The organism is Pseudomonas fluorescens group sp. PF-69, assembly GCF_054481235.1.
Genome location: NZ_JBTMNC010000001.1, coordinates 6,564,388 through 6,577,981, shown reverse-complemented (window position 1 = coordinate 6,577,981; position 13,594 = coordinate 6,564,388). Strand labels below are relative to the sequence as shown.

Sequence of the window (13,594 nt, the reverse complement as noted above, 5' to 3'; positions counted from 1 at the left end):
CCCTGGCTTGAAGCGAGAGTCCGAGCATGTGTGAATTATTGGGCATGAGCGCCAATGTGCCGACCGATATTGTGTTCAGCTTCACCGGGTTGATGCAGCGTGGCGGCCGTACCGGGCCGCATCGCGACGGCTGGGGCATCGCCTTCTATGAAGGTCGGGGCTTGCGTTTGTTCCAGGACCCGGCGGCGAGCTGCGAGTCGGAAGTCGCGAACCTGGTTCAGCGCTACCCGATCAAGAGCGAGGTGGTGATCGGGCATATCCGCCAGGCCAACGTCGGCAAGGTCTGCCTCTCCAATACCCACCCTTTCGTACGCGAGTTGTGGGGCCGTAACTGGTGTTTCGCCCATAACGGCCAACTGGCGGACTTTAAACCCGGCGCCAGTTTCTATCGTCCGGTGGGCGATACCGACAGCGAAGCGGCGTTCTGCGATTTGCTCAACCGCGTGCGTGCGGCGTTCCCCGAGCCGGTCGAGGTCGAGGAACTGCTGCCGGACCTGGTGGCCGCGTGTGCCGAATACCGTAGTAAAGGCGTGTTCAACTGCCTGCTCAGCGACGGCGACTGGCTGTTCTGCTATTGCTCGACCAAGCTGGCGCAGATCACCCGCCGAGCCCCGTTCGGCCCGGCCCGCCTGAAGGACGTCGATGTCATCGTCGACTTTCAGGCTGAAACCACCCCCAACGACGTGGTGACGGTGATCGCCACCGAACCCTTGACCGAAAACGAAACCTGGACCCGCTACGAACCGGGCCAATGGAGCCTGTGGCGACGCGGCGAATGCGTCAGCCAGGGCAGGACCGAATAAGGATTCTTCCCCATGTTGCTCAGTTACCTACGGCTGGTGTTGTTCGCGGCGGGCCTGTTGATCGGTGTCCAGGTGCCGGGGTTCATCAATGATTACGCCAAACGGGTCGAGGCCCACCTGATCGAAGCGCAGGCCAGCTTGAGCGGTTTTCAGGGCACGGCCAATCAGTTCTTCAAAGGCGATATGCAGGCCCTGGTGGCCCATTATCGTGCCAGCGAAGACCCGATTTTCCGCAGCGACGCCGACAGCCTGAGCAACCTGCTGACCCGCCAACTGGCGCTGGACAAGCAGTTCCAGGCGATGCAGGGCCCTTGGTACATCCGTTTCCTGCAAGTGGTGCTGGCCGCCGATCCGGATATTCGCAAGGAAACCTGGAATGGTTACAGCTACCAGATTCTGTTGACGCCGGAAGCGATGATCTGGGGCATGAGCGGCGCGATGATGCTGTCGTTCGGCCTGGAGTGCCTGTTCCGACTGATTGACTGGGTGGTGCTGGGCGGCAAGCGCTTGCGCCAGAGCCGGCCGATCGAAGAGCGGGATCTGCGGGGCTTGTAAACAAGGCCGTTGTGGCGAGGGAGCGTGCCCCCTCGCCACAAGGTTTGCTAGTCCGCCAATACGATGTAGCTTTCTCCCACCCTGCGCGCATACCCCTCCAGCACCTGCTGACACAACGCCACAATCTCCTCGACCCACTCCGCGCCCACCCGCCACGACACCACCACTTGCAGATTCGGCGGACGTTGGTCGATGGCCAGCAAGGTCAATTCCCCGCGCGCCAGTTCCTCGGCCACCAGCACGGGCGGCAACGCACCAATCCCGAAGCCATCGCGCAACAATCGGGTGATCGCCGATACCGAGTTCACACAATTGAGGCGCGGCGCCATGACGCCGTTGGCCTGCATCAGCGCGAGCACTTCCTGGTGTGGATGAGAGTTTTTCGAGTAAGTGATGATCCGTTCATTCGCCAGATCGGCGATGCCTGAATACTCGCGGTTGTAGAGGGAATTACTGGCAACGATCCAGCCCATCGGATGGCTGGCCAGTTCCAGGCTGCGGACGCTTTCCTGGCGCAACAGGTCGGTTTGCAGGATCACATCGAGAAAACCTGTTTGCAGCTGATCGCAGAGGTTCAGCGAGGTATCGGCCACCAGCTCGATTTCCACCAGCGGATAGTGATCGGTCATCTGTGCCACCAGCGGGCTGAGCCAGGTGTGGATGACCGTGTCCATCACACCGATGCGCACGCGCCCGGCCTTGCTCGAACGGTTCTCGATCGACTGCCGCAACGCTTGCATGGTGTCCATCATCTGCTCGGCATAATCGAGCACCTTCAAGCCCTCCGGCGTCAGGCTCACGCCACGGGAATCCCGCAGAAACAGCTTCACCCCAAGTTCACCTTCGAGCACGGCGATGCGGCTGGAGATCGACGCCTGGGTGGTGAAGAGTTTGTCTGCGGTGAGGCGAAAGCTCTTGAGTCGGGCGACCCAGACGAAGGTCTCGAGAAACTTCAGGTTCATGGGATTGGCTCGGGGGGATAAAGATTTCTTATGTCTAGGGCGGGTTTTTATTAGTTGGACGCAGCAGGGCAAGCGGCCCAAAAATCGATGCATCCGGTTCCCACGATAGGCGTCGTCGGGGCTCAGAACAATACCAATAAAATCAGCGCGGAGATTTGCCATGAGTGCGCCCGACACCCCCTTCACCCCGAAAGCCGTGGCTCGTCCGGGACCTTTCGACTGGTATCGCAACATCAATCAGCAGGAACGCCGCACCTTCTGGAGCTGCAAGATCGGCTATGGCCTGGATGGCATGGACACCCAGATGCTCAGCTTCGTGGTGCCGACCCTGATTGCCATGTGGGGCATCACCACCGGGCAGGCCGGGCTGATCCACACCAGTACCCTGATCGCTTCGGCCATCGGCGGTTGGGTGGCGGGCATTCTCTCCGACCGCATCGGCCGCGTGCGTACCTTGCAGCTGACGGTGTTGTGGTTTGCCTTCTTCACCTTCCTCTGCGGTTTTGCCCAGAACTACGAACAGCTGTTGATCGCCCGCACTCTGATGGGCTTCGGTTTCGGTGGCGAGTGGACGGCTGGCGCGGTTCTGATGGGCGAAGTCATCCGCGCCCAGGATCGCGGCAAGGCCGTCGGCATGGTGCAATCCGGCTGGGCGCTGGGGTGGGGGCTGACGGCCATTCTCTATGCGCTGTTGTTCTCGGTGTTGCCGGCAGAAGATGCCTGGCGCGCGCTGTTCATTCTCGGCATTGTGCCGGCGATTTTCGTGATCTTCGTCCGTCGCCTGGTCAAGGACCCGGAAATCTACCGCGAGGCCAAAGCCAGGCAGGAGCCGAGCAACCCGTCGAAGTTCTACGAGATCTTCGCGCCCGGCATGCTCTTCACCACGATTCGCGCTTCACTGCTGACCACCGGGGCGCTGGGTGGCTACTACGCAATCACGTCCTGGTTGCCGACCTTCCTGAAGAACGAACGCGGTTTGAGCGTACTCAATACGAGCGGTTATCTGGCGATGGTGATCGTCGGGTCCTACGTGGGTTATGTCATCAGTGCCTATTTGACCGACATCCTCGGCCGCAAAAAGAACTTCATCCTGTTCGCGGTCGGCTCGTTCACCATAGTGCTGCTCTACACCCAACTGCCGGTCAGCAACGGTGTGATGCTCTGGCTGGGCTTTCCGCTGGGTTTCTTCGCCTCAGGCATCTTCAGCGGCATGGGCGCGTTCCTGACCGAGTTGTTTCCGACGCGGATTCGCGGTTCAGGCCAGGGCTTTTGCTACAACATCGGCCGGGCGCTGGCGGCGTTGTTCCCGTTGCTGATCGGTTTGCTCAGCCAGAAAGTGCCGCTGAGTGTGGGAATCGGTGCCTTTGCGGCGGTTTCCTACGGCGTGGTGATCCTCGCGGCCCTGAGTTTGCCGGAAACCCGTGGCAAGCAACTCGACGCCCAGTAACTGATAATCTGCGGGCCTGTCTTACAGATATGTCCCGCAGCAAAAAAGAATAATGCCTACAGGAGTGTTCACCGTGAGCCGCCTGCTATTGAACTGCGACATCGGCGAGAGTTTCGGCAACTGGACCATGGGTCTCGACGCCGAGGTCATGCCCTTTATCGATTGCGCCAACATCGCCTGCGGCTTCCATGCCGGCGACCCGAGCATCATGCGCAAGACCGTCAGCCTGGCCCTCAGCCATGGCGTACAGATTGGCGCCCATCCCGCCTATCAGGACCTGGTGGGCTTCGGTCGCCGCTCCATGGCTTACGCCGCCCAGGAACTCCAGGACATCCTGCATTACCAGATCGGCGCCCTCGATGGCATTTGCCGGGCCCAGGGGGGGCGGGTCAGTTACGTCAAACCCCACGGCGCGATGTACAACGACATGATGGCCAACCCGGCGCAATTGCGTGCGGTGTTGCAGGCCGTGGCCAGTTATGACCGCCGCTTGCCGTTGATGTTGATGGCCACCCGCGACAACAGCGCCGCGCAACAGATGGGCGATGAATACGGCGTGACCCTGTGGTTCGAAGCCTTTGCCGATCGCGCCTACGACAGCGCCGGCATGCTGGTATCACGGCAACTGCCGGGCGCTGTGCATCATGATCCGGAGAGAATCATCGAGCAGGCGCTGATCATTGCCCGTGGCGACCACCTCACCGCCAGCGACGGCAGCGCCTTGCACTTGCAGGCCAACACCCTGTGCGTACACGGCGACAACGCCAGTTCGGTGGCCGCCGTGCGGCGCATCCGCGAGGCCTTGAATCAGCAGAGCGCGTCATGAAACTGCGGGTGGAAGTGGTCGCGCTGGATTGTCTGATGGTGCGTCTGTTCGATGAAATCGCCGAAGCCAATATGCCGTGGATGCTCGCCGCCAGCGAAAGTCTGCGCAGCGCTTTCGGTGAACATCTGATCGATCTGGTGCCGTCCTACACCACGTTGATGGTGCATTACGACCTGACTGCGTTGAGTCCGGCCCAGGCGCGGGAGTTGATTGCCGCAGCCTTGATCGATCTGTCGCCCAACGCGCGTACCCGCGGTACCTGCCATGTCCTGCCAGTCTGGTACGACTTGAGCGTCGGCCCGGAGCTGAGCCTGTTGGCACAGCGCAGCGGGTTGACGGTGGCAGAGGTGATCCGTCGGCACAGCGAGCGTGAATATCAGGTGTTCGCCCTGGGTTTCGCGCCGGGCTTCGCTTTCATGGGGCTGGTGGAAGAGGTGCTGGCCGCGCCGCGCCTGGACACCCCGCGCAAGAGAGTCGCCGCTGGCAGTGTCGGCATCGCCGAACGGCAAACGGCGGCCTATCCGGTGGTGTCGCCGGGGGGCTGGAACCTGATCGGTCGCACCCCGGCCAAGCTGTTCGACCGTCACCGCGACGGCTACAGCCTGATGCAGCCGGGCGACACCGTGCGTTTCGAAGCGGTGGATCACGCTGAGTTCATCAACCTGGGCGGTGATGACACGCCATTGGAGGGCCAGGCATGAGCCATCTGACGATTGAAGCCAGTACACCGCTGTGCCTGTTGCAGGACGCCGGGCGCTTTGGCGTGCGGTACCTGGGCGTGACTCAGGGCGGAGGGCTGGATTGGCGTTCGCTGTCCTGGGCCAACTGGCTGCTGGGCAACCGGCTGGATGCACCGGTGATCGAAATCACCCTCGGCGGGTTCACCGTGGTGGCCGAGGATGATTGCGTGCTGGCGCTGGCCGGTGCTGATCTCGGCGCACAGCTGGACGGTGAGGCGCTGGCGCCGTGGCGCAGCTTCAGATTGCACAAAGGTCAACGGCTGCAATTCACCCAACCGTTACTCGGTGCCCGGGCCTATCTGGCCGCGCCGGGCGGGTTTGACGCGCCGAAGGTAATGGGTAGCAGCGCGACGGTGGTGCGCGAAGCACTCGGTGGTCTGGATGGCATGGGTCGCCCGTTGGGCAAGGATGACTCGCTCGGTTATTCGGGCAACTCGGTGATGCTGCTGCGGGAGTTGCCGGCGGACCTGCGACCGGATCTGAACCCCGATACGCCGTTGGACCTGGTGCTGGGAGCGCAAATCGGTGAGTTCAGCGGCCAGAGCCTGTTCGATGCGTTCAACAACCCATGGCGCCTGGACAGTCGCGCCGACCGGATGGGCATTCGCCTGCTGGGCACGGCGTTGCAGTACCAGGGCAAGCCGATGATTTCCGAAGGCATCCCGCTAGGCGCCGTTCAGGTGCCACCGGACGGGCAGCCGATCGTGCTGCTCAATGATCGGCAAACCATTGGCGGCTATCCACGATTGGGGGCGTTGACGCCATTGGCGCTGGCGCGGCTGGCGCAGTGTTTGCCGGGGGCACAGGTGCGGTTGCGGCCAGTGGTGCAGGACGTGGCGCATCGCGAGCAGGTCGAGTATTTGAGCCGGTTCAGTTAACCCTTGTGGGAGCTGGCTTGCCAGCGAAAGCGATCTTGAGCCTTGCAACGACAGATCGGACGCCTTCGCTGGCAAGCCAGCCCCTACAGGACAACGGGATTACTTGGAAAGAAACCGCATCCCTTCTTCCAACCCGCGAAGGGTCAGCGGATACATCTGGTCCTCGACCAAGTCCCGCACAATGTTGGTCGAGGAGGTGTAGCCCCAGGTGTCTTTCGGATACGGGTTGATCCAGATGAGCTTCTTGAACTTCTCCTTGAAACGCTGCATCCACACGTAGCCGGCTTCTTCGTTCCAGTGCTCGACGCTGCCGCCGGGCTGGGTGATTTCATAGGGCGCCATGGCGGCGTCACCGATGAAGATCACTTTGTAGTCGGCACCGTACTTGTGCAGCAGGTCCTGGGTCGACGTGCGCTCGGACGTGCGGCGCATGTTGTTCTTCCATACCGATTCATAAATGAAGTTGTGGAAGTAGTAGTACTCCAGGTGCTTGAACTCGGTCTTGCAGGCCGAGAACAGTTCTTCGCAGATCTTTACATGGGCGTCCATCGAGCCGCCGATGTCGAACAGCAGCAACAACTTCACCGTGTTGCGTCGCTCGGGACGCATCTGGATGTTCAGCAGGCCGGCGTCCTTGGCGGTGTGATCGATCGTGCCATCGATGTCCAGTTCTTCGGCCGCACCCTGGCGGGCAAACTTGCGCAGGCGGCGCAGGGCGACCTTGATGTTGCGCGTGCCCAGTTCCACCGAGTCGTCGAGGTTCTTGTATTCGCGTTGATCCCAGACCTTGACCGCCTTGCCCTGGCGCTTGCCGGCATCGCCGACCCGGATGCCTTCCGGATTGAAACCGCCGGAGCCGAACGGGCTGGTGCCGCCAGTGCCGATCCACTTGTTGCCGCCGGCATGGCGTTCCTTCTGTTCTTCCAGGCGCTTCTTGAACTCTTCGATCAGCTTGTCCAGACCGCCGAGGGACTGAATCGCCGCCCGCTCTTCATCGGTCAGGGAGCGTTCGAATTCCTTGCGCAGCCAGTCCTCGGGGATCAGGGCCTGCAAATGGTCGTCGAGCTTTTCCAGGCCGTTGAAGTACGCCCCGAAGGCCCGGTCGAACTTGTCGAAATGCTTTTCGTCCTTCACCAGGATCGCCCTGGACAAGTAATAGAACTCGTCCATGTCGGCGAAGGTCACGCGCTGTTTCAGCGCGTTGATCAGGTCCAGCAGTTCGCGCACCGAGACCGGGACCTTGGCGGCGCGCATTTCATTGAACAGATTGAGCAGCATGGCATTTGCCCCGGATGATCAACGACTGCCGCGACGGCTCATGAACGCCAGGCGCTCAAGCAGTTGCACGTCCTGTTCGTTTTTCACCAACGCGCCGGCCAGCGGCGGGATGGCCTTGGTCGGATCGCGTTCGCGCAGCACGGCTTCACCGATATTGTCGGCCATCAGCAGTTTCAGCCAGTCCACCAGTTCGGAGGTGGATGGTTTCTTCTTCAGGCCCGGCACCTTGCGCACGTCGAAGAACACATCGAGGGCTTCGCTGACCAGGTCTTTCTTGATGTCCGGGTAGTGCACGTCGACGATTTTCTGCAGCGTGACGCGGTCGGGGAAGGCGATGTAGTGGAAGAAGCAGCGGCGCAGGAAGGCGTCCGGCAGTTCTTTTTCGTTGTTGGAGGTAATGATGATGATCGGGCGTTTCCTGGCCTTGATCGTCTCGTCGATCTCGTAAACGTAGAACTCCATCTTGTCGAGTTCTTGCAGCAGGTCGTTAGGGAACTCGATGTCGGCCTTGTCGATTTCGTCGATCAGCAGGATCACCCGCTCTTCGGACTCGAAGGCTTCCCAGAGCTTGCCCTTTTTCAGGTAGTTGCGCACGTCGTGCACCTTGTCCACGCCCAGTTGCGAGTCACGCAGGCGGCTGACCGCGTCGTACTCGTAGAGGCCCTGGTGGGCCTTGGTGGTGGACTTGATGTGCCAGGTAATCAGCTTGGCGCCAAAGGATTCGGCCAGTTGCTCGGCGAGCATGGTCTTGCCGGTGCCCGGTTCGCCCTTGACCAGCAACGGCCGCTCCAGGGTGATGGCGGCATTGACCGCCAGCTTCAGGTCATCGGTGGCGACGTAGGCCTGGGTGCCTTCGAACTTCATCTGCTAATCCTCGAACGGTAACGCCGACCTGAACGAGGCAGGGCGGGGCGCAATAAAATGGTCAGCCCCGACTATAACGCGCTGCCCGGTCGACTGTGAACGCAGACGGCTTATTCAGTCTCTGAATGGAGCGTCACATCCTGACTGGGTCGCGGCGGTTGCCGGGCAGCGTCTATTCACTGTCGATTTCCGGATATCAGCCCGCATCCGGCTTGGGTCGTTCATAGCGGGCGTTGAAAGCCTCAATGAATCCATTGCGTAAAATCTGCAAAAACGCCTGGAATGCGCTGACATCTTGCTGATGTACGTTGCCACTGAGTTCCACTCGGGTGGCGAACTGGTTCTTGCCCTGGTTTTTCAGCACGGTCTCGGAGCCACCGACGATGGCCTCCCAGATGGAGCGGAAAATCCCTTTGTCCTTGTTTTCGACGTCCTGCTGCCAGTTGAACACATCGACATCCCTGAGCAGCGGTTTGATATAACCCGTCAATTTGGCGTTTTTGGCCTGCGCTTCGATGACCACATCGCCATGGCCGGCATTGAAATCGAACTTGCCGTAGGCCGAAGCAAAGTCGTTCATGCGTTTGAGTTCGATGTCCCTGGCCCGCAGGCGAAACTCGAAGTCTTCGAAATTGCTCAACGGGTCGAAGGTCGCGGTGGTTTCCAGCGGCGCATGCCCCAGCAACAGGGCTTTCCCTTCGAAGCGGGCGTCGCGTTTGCCTTGGGTATCAACCACGTTGGTCAGGTTGTAGAGGCTGGCGTTGACCTTGGTGGCGTTCATGTTCACCGGTGGTTTGGAATTGAAGTTGCGGAAGCTGATCTTGCCATCGTCAATTCGCACTTCGTTCAGTGTGATCGGCAGCAGTTTGCCCAGTTGCGCGCGCCAGTCGGTGCCCCGACCCGTCTGGGAGTTCTGCTTGTTGGCACCGCCATCGACGAAGTTCACCTCCGGGTTGATGAACTGCACCTGTGCCACCACTGCATGGTCGTACCAGAGCGAGTGCCAACTGACCGAGAGGTCGATCAGCGGTGCATTGACGAACGGCACTGGCACCTTGCCGTCGACCTTGACGATTTTCAGGCCGTTGATCTTGTAGGCGCCACGCCATAAGGCCAGGTCGACGTCAGTGATCCGACCGCGGTAATCGCCCATGTCCGCCAACTTGTCGTTGAGGTAATTGCGCACCAGGTAGGGCAGGGCGATATGCAGGGCAACCAGCAGCACGACGAGGCCTGCGAAGGTCCACAAGGGCCAGCTGTATCGACGTTTCATGATGGCAATTCTCTGGCGAACTATAGCGATTGACTGCGGTGGCCCGCGGACGTTCGCCTGACTGGACGCCCACGACCAACAGGCATACCTTTGTGCGCTTATCAAATGCTGTAGTAAGGACCCAGTCATGAGCCGCATTTTCGCTGACAACGCCCATTCCATCGGCAATACGCCCCTGGTGCAGATCAACCGTATCGCCCCGCGCGGTGTGACCATCCTGGCCAAGATCGAAGGGCGCAACCCCGGTTATTCGGTCAAGTGCCGCATCGGCGCGAACATGATCTGGGACGCCGAAAGCACCGGCAAACTCAAGCCTGGCATGACCATTGTCGAACCGACCTCCGGTAATACAGGCATCGGCCTGGCCTTCGTCGCCGCCGCTCGTGGCTATAAGTTGATGCTGACCATGCCGGCGTCCATGAGTATCGAGCGACGCAAGGTGCTCAAGGCCCTGGGTGCCGAACTGGTACTGACTGAACCGGCGAAGGGCATGAAAGGCGCGATCGAAAAGGCTGGCGAAATTGTGGCCAGCGATCCGTCGAAATATTTCATGCCGGCGCAATTCGAAAACCCGGCCAACCCGGCCATCCACGAAAAAACCACCGGCCCGGAAATCTGGAACGACACCGACGGCGCTGTCGATGTGTTGGTGGCAGGCGTCGGAACGGGCGGAACCATTACCGGCGTTTCGCGGTATATCAAGAATACCCAGGGCAAACCGATCATCTCGGTCGCGGTGGAACCCGCGGTATCGCCGGTGATCAGCCAGGCAATGGCCGGTGAAGAGATCAAGCCGAGCCCGCACAAGATCCAGGGCATCGGTGCCGGTTTCGTGCCGAAGAACCTGGATCTGTCGATCGTCGACCGGGTGGAGCTGGTCAGCGACGAGGAGTCCAAGGCCATGGCCCTGCGCTTGATGCAGGAGGAGGGGATTTTGTGCGGCATTTCCTGCGGGGCCGCGATGGCGGTGGCGGTACGGCTGGCCGAAACCCCGGAAATGCAGGGCAAGACCATTGTGGTGATCCTGCCGGATTCCGGTGAGCGTTACCTGTCGAGCATGCTGTTCAGCGATCTGTTCACCGAGCAGGAGACTCAGCAGTAACACCCGGGCGCCGGACGGTGCTGCCGCAGGGACGCGTGCCCTTACATCGCGGGAGGCTGATTCAGATCAGCGGATGTTCAAGAGTCTTATGCTAAATAGGCATTTATTGCGCAATCCTCAACACTGAATGTTGAATCCCGCGGGTGTTTACTGAGGCCGGTAGTGTTTATCATGCCGGCTGCCGCGCCGGGTGAATGGCGTTGTGCAGAAGTGTCTATTTCCAAGGAGTTGTTGATGACCTTTTCCTTTGCCGCGAAAGCGTCATTGTTGCTGCTGTTTGTGGGCAGCACCCTCTATGTGCATTTGCGTGGCAAGGCACGGTTGCCGGTGCTGCGACAGTTCGTCAATCATTCGGCGCTGTTCGCACCCTACAATGCCCTGATGTACCTGTTCTCCGGCGTGCCGTCGAAACCCTACCTGGATCGCAGCAAGTTCCCTGAACTGGATGTGCTCAAGGACAATTGGGAAGTCATTCGCGACGAGGCGATGCACCTGTTCGACGAGGGCTACATTCGCGCCGCCGAGAAGAACAACGACGCCGGTTTCGGCTCGTTTTTCAAAAAAGGCTGGAAGCGCTTCTACCTCAAGTGGTACGACAAACCCTTGCCGTCGGCCGAGCTCCTGTGCCCGAAAACCGTGGAGCTGGTCAGCCGCATTCCCAACGTCAAGGGCGCGATGTTTGCGCTGTTGCCGGGCGGCAGCCACCTCAATCCGCATCGCGACCCGTTCGCCGGTTCCCTGCGTTATCACCTCGGCCTGTCCACGCCGAACTCCGACGATTGCCGCATTTTCGTTGACGGTCAGGTCTATGCCTGGCGCGACGGTGAAGACGTGATGTTCGATGAAACCTACGTGCACTGGGTCAAGAACGAAACCGAGAAGACTCGCGTCATCCTGTTCTGCGACATCGAGCGACCGCTGAGCAACCGTCTGATGACCCGTATCAACCGCTCGGTCAGCGGCCTGCTGGGGCGTGCAACCGCGCCGCAGAACCTTGACGACGAGCGCGTCGGCGGGATCAACCAGGCCTATGCCTGGAGCAAGCGCTTCAGCGACAAACTCAGCGGTGGGATCAAGCAGTGGAAGCGTCGCAACCCCAAGGCCTACCGAGTGCTGCGCCCGGTGTTGGCAGTGGTGGTGCTGACATTGTTGGGGTATTGGTTGTTTGGTTGAATAACTGGTCGGCACCGGCAAGCCAGCTCCTACAAGGGACCGTGTCGGTCACCTGATACCTGTAGGAGCCAGCCTGCTGGCGATACGCTTAAGGGCGCCGCGTTTATCCAGACCACACGCGTTATCGTTGACGACCTTCGCTGCGATGCGGCGACCCGACAAGCCAGCTCCTACATTGATTGCTTGTCCTGCCAATCCCTGGTGGAAAAATCAAAGAAGTTCGCACGACAACCTCGACGCTTTACCTTCAACGCAACTTATTGCAATTCATGTCTCACGCTGGTTATAGTCGGCGCACCGTGAGTTTCAGTACTCACTTTTTCATTCCTCGAGAAAAGATCAGCCCATGCCTGCATCCCTCATCAACGCGGTAGTCGATTCAGCGGTCAACGCTGGCGTCGTGCCGTGCGGGAATCAGCAGCCGGGGCAGATCAGTCATTACCCCCCTCCTGTCAGTCGCACGCCAGTGTGCGCGGTGGTCTCGCCGCCAGGTGTTGGCGTTTCGGGCTGATCAGCGTTTTCTGCTGCTCCCCGGTGCCTGCCTGAAAAAAAACACGACTGAATTTCAGCTACGGCTGAGTTGGCTTCTTGCCTGACTACAGGTGGTATTCATGTTTGTCCTTTCGAAAAAGTCCGCGCTCGCGGCGGCTTCCACGAGTCTGTTCGTCCTGCTGTGGAGCAGTGGGGCGATCTTCTCCAAATGGGGGCTGGCTCATGCGTCGCCCTTTGCCTTTCTGTTCATCCGCTTTGGCATTGCCTTGTGCGGCTTGATCCTGCTGGTGCCCTTGCTCAAGCTGAAATTGCCCAAGGGCGGCAAACCGATGCTGTATGCCATGGCCACCGGGGTGGTGTTGCTGGGGGCTTATCAAATTTTCTATCTGCTGGCCCTGGACCTGAAAGTCACCCCCGGCGTGATGGCGACGATCATGGGCGTGCAACCCATTCTCACCGTGGTGATCATGGAGCGTCAGCGATCAGCCAGCCGGATGTTCGGCCTGTCGCTCGGTCTGGCCGGGTTGATCATGGTGGTCTACCAAGGCATCGGCCTGGCCGGCATGTCGCTGGCCGGCATGCTCTTCGGGTTGCTGGCGCTGGTGAGCATGACCTTCGGCTCGATCATGCAAAAACGCATCACCGACAATCCCCTCGGCACGTTGCCGGTGCAGTACCTCGCCGGGCTGCTGTTGTGCGGGATATTCGTGCCGTTCCAGCCGTTCCACTTCGAGCACGGCAGCGGGTTCATCGTGCCGGTGTTGTGGATGGGCCTGGTGGTATCGGTATTGGCGACGCTGTTGCTCTACCGCTTGATCGCCCGGGGCAATCTGGTGAACGTCACCAGTCTGTTTTACCTGGTGCCGGCGGTGACCGCGGTGATGGACTACCTGTTCTTCGGCAACCGCTTGGCACTGCTGAGCCTGCTCGGCATGTTGCTGATCATTGTCGGTCTGGTGTTTGTCTTCCGTAAGACGGCGTAAAGCTGGACAGGCCCGGCGTGTTGCGCCGGGCCTGTCATGCCGTGACTTGGCCAGTCCAGATCATTCACCCCCTCATGAAGTGACTCAGCCTCTAGCAAGGCGGAACGGTCTGACCGCATTCCAGGACCCTTCCTACATCAATCTGTTTGCCCCGTTGTTAACGTGCCCGCCAAATTTTTGCGTGCACAACCAGGGACGGTTTGCACATCGCGCTTGAT

The 13,594-nt window shown here is 60.2% G+C and carries 14 protein-coding genes; 10 read left to right on the top strand and 4 right to left on the bottom strand.

The window, feature by feature from the left end; all coding sequences use genetic code 11:
- Positions 1-26: 26 nt before the first annotated feature.
- Positions 27-803 carry a class II glutamine amidotransferase gene (locus ACX3YF_RS30690; RefSeq protein ID WP_130208550.1) on the top strand — a complete coding sequence of 259 codons (777 nt, stop codon included), beginning with the start codon at positions 27-29 and terminating at the stop codon, positions 801-803.
- A gap of 12 nt (positions 804-815) precedes the next feature.
- Positions 816-1,358 (top strand): DUF2937 family protein, encoded by a 543-nt coding sequence (locus ACX3YF_RS30685; protein WP_458974808.1) that lies wholly within the window; start codon positions 816-818, stop codon positions 1,356-1,358.
- Between the two features lie 47 nt (positions 1,359-1,405).
- Here the strand turns inward: ACX3YF_RS30685 and ACX3YF_RS30680 are convergent, their stop codons facing one another.
- Entirely contained in the window at positions 1,406-2,320 is a 915-nt protein-coding gene (locus ACX3YF_RS30680) for a LysR family transcriptional regulator (protein ID WP_130208548.1), read from the bottom strand.
- Between the two features lie 160 nt (positions 2,321-2,480).
- Between ACX3YF_RS30680 and ACX3YF_RS30675 the strand changes: the two genes are divergently transcribed.
- From ACX3YF_RS30675 to ACX3YF_RS30660, 4 genes are all read left to right on the top strand, one after another.
- On the top strand, positions 2,481-3,767 hold the full coding sequence (locus tag ACX3YF_RS30675; protein WP_196585622.1) for an MFS transporter: 1,287 nt from the start codon (positions 2,481-2,483) through the stop codon (positions 3,765-3,767).
- 73 nt (positions 3,768-3,840) lie between these two features.
- A complete protein-coding gene (locus tag ACX3YF_RS30670; protein WP_458974807.1) occupies positions 3,841-4,593 on the top strand; it encodes a 5-oxoprolinase subunit PxpA in 753 nt (250 codons plus the stop codon).
- Positions 4,590-5,294: a 5-oxoprolinase subunit PxpB gene (gene pxpB / locus ACX3YF_RS30665; RefSeq protein ID WP_458974806.1), complete on the top strand. Its 705-nt coding sequence runs from the start codon at positions 4,590-4,592 to the stop codon at positions 5,292-5,294. Before ACX3YF_RS30670 ends, pxpB begins: the two co-directional genes overlap by 4 nt.
- Positions 5,291-6,211, top strand: coding sequence for a 5-oxoprolinase subunit C family protein (locus tag ACX3YF_RS30660; RefSeq protein ID WP_458974805.1), 921 nt, complete (start codon positions 5,291-5,293; stop codon positions 6,209-6,211). The genes pxpB and ACX3YF_RS30660 overlap by 4 nt, the downstream gene beginning before the upstream one ends.
- Before the next feature lie 99 nt (positions 6,212-6,310).
- Here ACX3YF_RS30660 and ACX3YF_RS30655 read toward each other — a convergent pair whose 3' ends face one another.
- From ACX3YF_RS30655 to ACX3YF_RS30645, 3 genes are all read right to left on the bottom strand, one after another.
- Positions 6,311-7,489 carry a vWA domain-containing protein gene (locus tag ACX3YF_RS30655; protein WP_130208538.1) on the bottom strand — a complete coding sequence of 393 codons (1,179 nt, stop codon included), beginning with the start codon at positions 7,487-7,489 and terminating at the stop codon, positions 6,311-6,313.
- A gap of 18 nt (positions 7,490-7,507) precedes the next feature.
- Positions 7,508-8,353 (bottom strand): AAA family ATPase, encoded by an 846-nt coding sequence (locus ACX3YF_RS30650; protein WP_130208536.1) that lies wholly within the window; start codon positions 8,351-8,353, stop codon positions 7,508-7,510.
- A gap of 196 nt (positions 8,354-8,549) precedes the next feature.
- Positions 8,550-9,626 carry a DUF748 domain-containing protein gene (locus ACX3YF_RS30645; RefSeq protein WP_458974804.1) on the bottom strand — a complete coding sequence of 359 codons (1,077 nt, stop codon included), beginning with the start codon at positions 9,624-9,626 and terminating at the stop codon, positions 8,550-8,552.
- Positions 9,627-9,753: 127 nt separating this feature from the next.
- Between ACX3YF_RS30645 and cysK the strand changes: the two genes are divergently transcribed.
- The 4 genes from cysK (at position 9,754) to ACX3YF_RS30625 (ending at position 13,376) form a co-directional block, all read left to right on the top strand.
- Complete coding sequence (gene cysK, locus ACX3YF_RS30640; RefSeq protein ID WP_047526884.1) at positions 9,754-10,728, top strand: cysteine synthase A; 975 nt, start codon at positions 9,754-9,756, stop codon at positions 10,726-10,728.
- A gap of 234 nt (positions 10,729-10,962) precedes the next feature.
- The gene (locus tag ACX3YF_RS30635) at positions 10,963-11,901 is read left to right on the top strand and encodes an aspartyl/asparaginyl beta-hydroxylase domain-containing protein (protein WP_130208532.1); all 939 of its coding nucleotides are present in this window, start codon (positions 10,963-10,965) and stop codon (positions 11,899-11,901) included.
- A gap of 346 nt (positions 11,902-12,247) precedes the next feature.
- Complete coding sequence (locus tag ACX3YF_RS30630; RefSeq protein ID WP_177329315.1) at positions 12,248-12,412, top strand: hypothetical protein; 165 nt, start codon at positions 12,248-12,250, stop codon at positions 12,410-12,412.
- Between the two features lie 100 nt (positions 12,413-12,512).
- On the top strand, positions 12,513-13,376 hold the full coding sequence (locus ACX3YF_RS30625; RefSeq protein ID WP_458974803.1) for a DMT family transporter: 864 nt from the start codon (positions 12,513-12,515) through the stop codon (positions 13,374-13,376).
- The last annotated feature ends 218 nt before the right edge of the window (positions 13,377-13,594 follow it).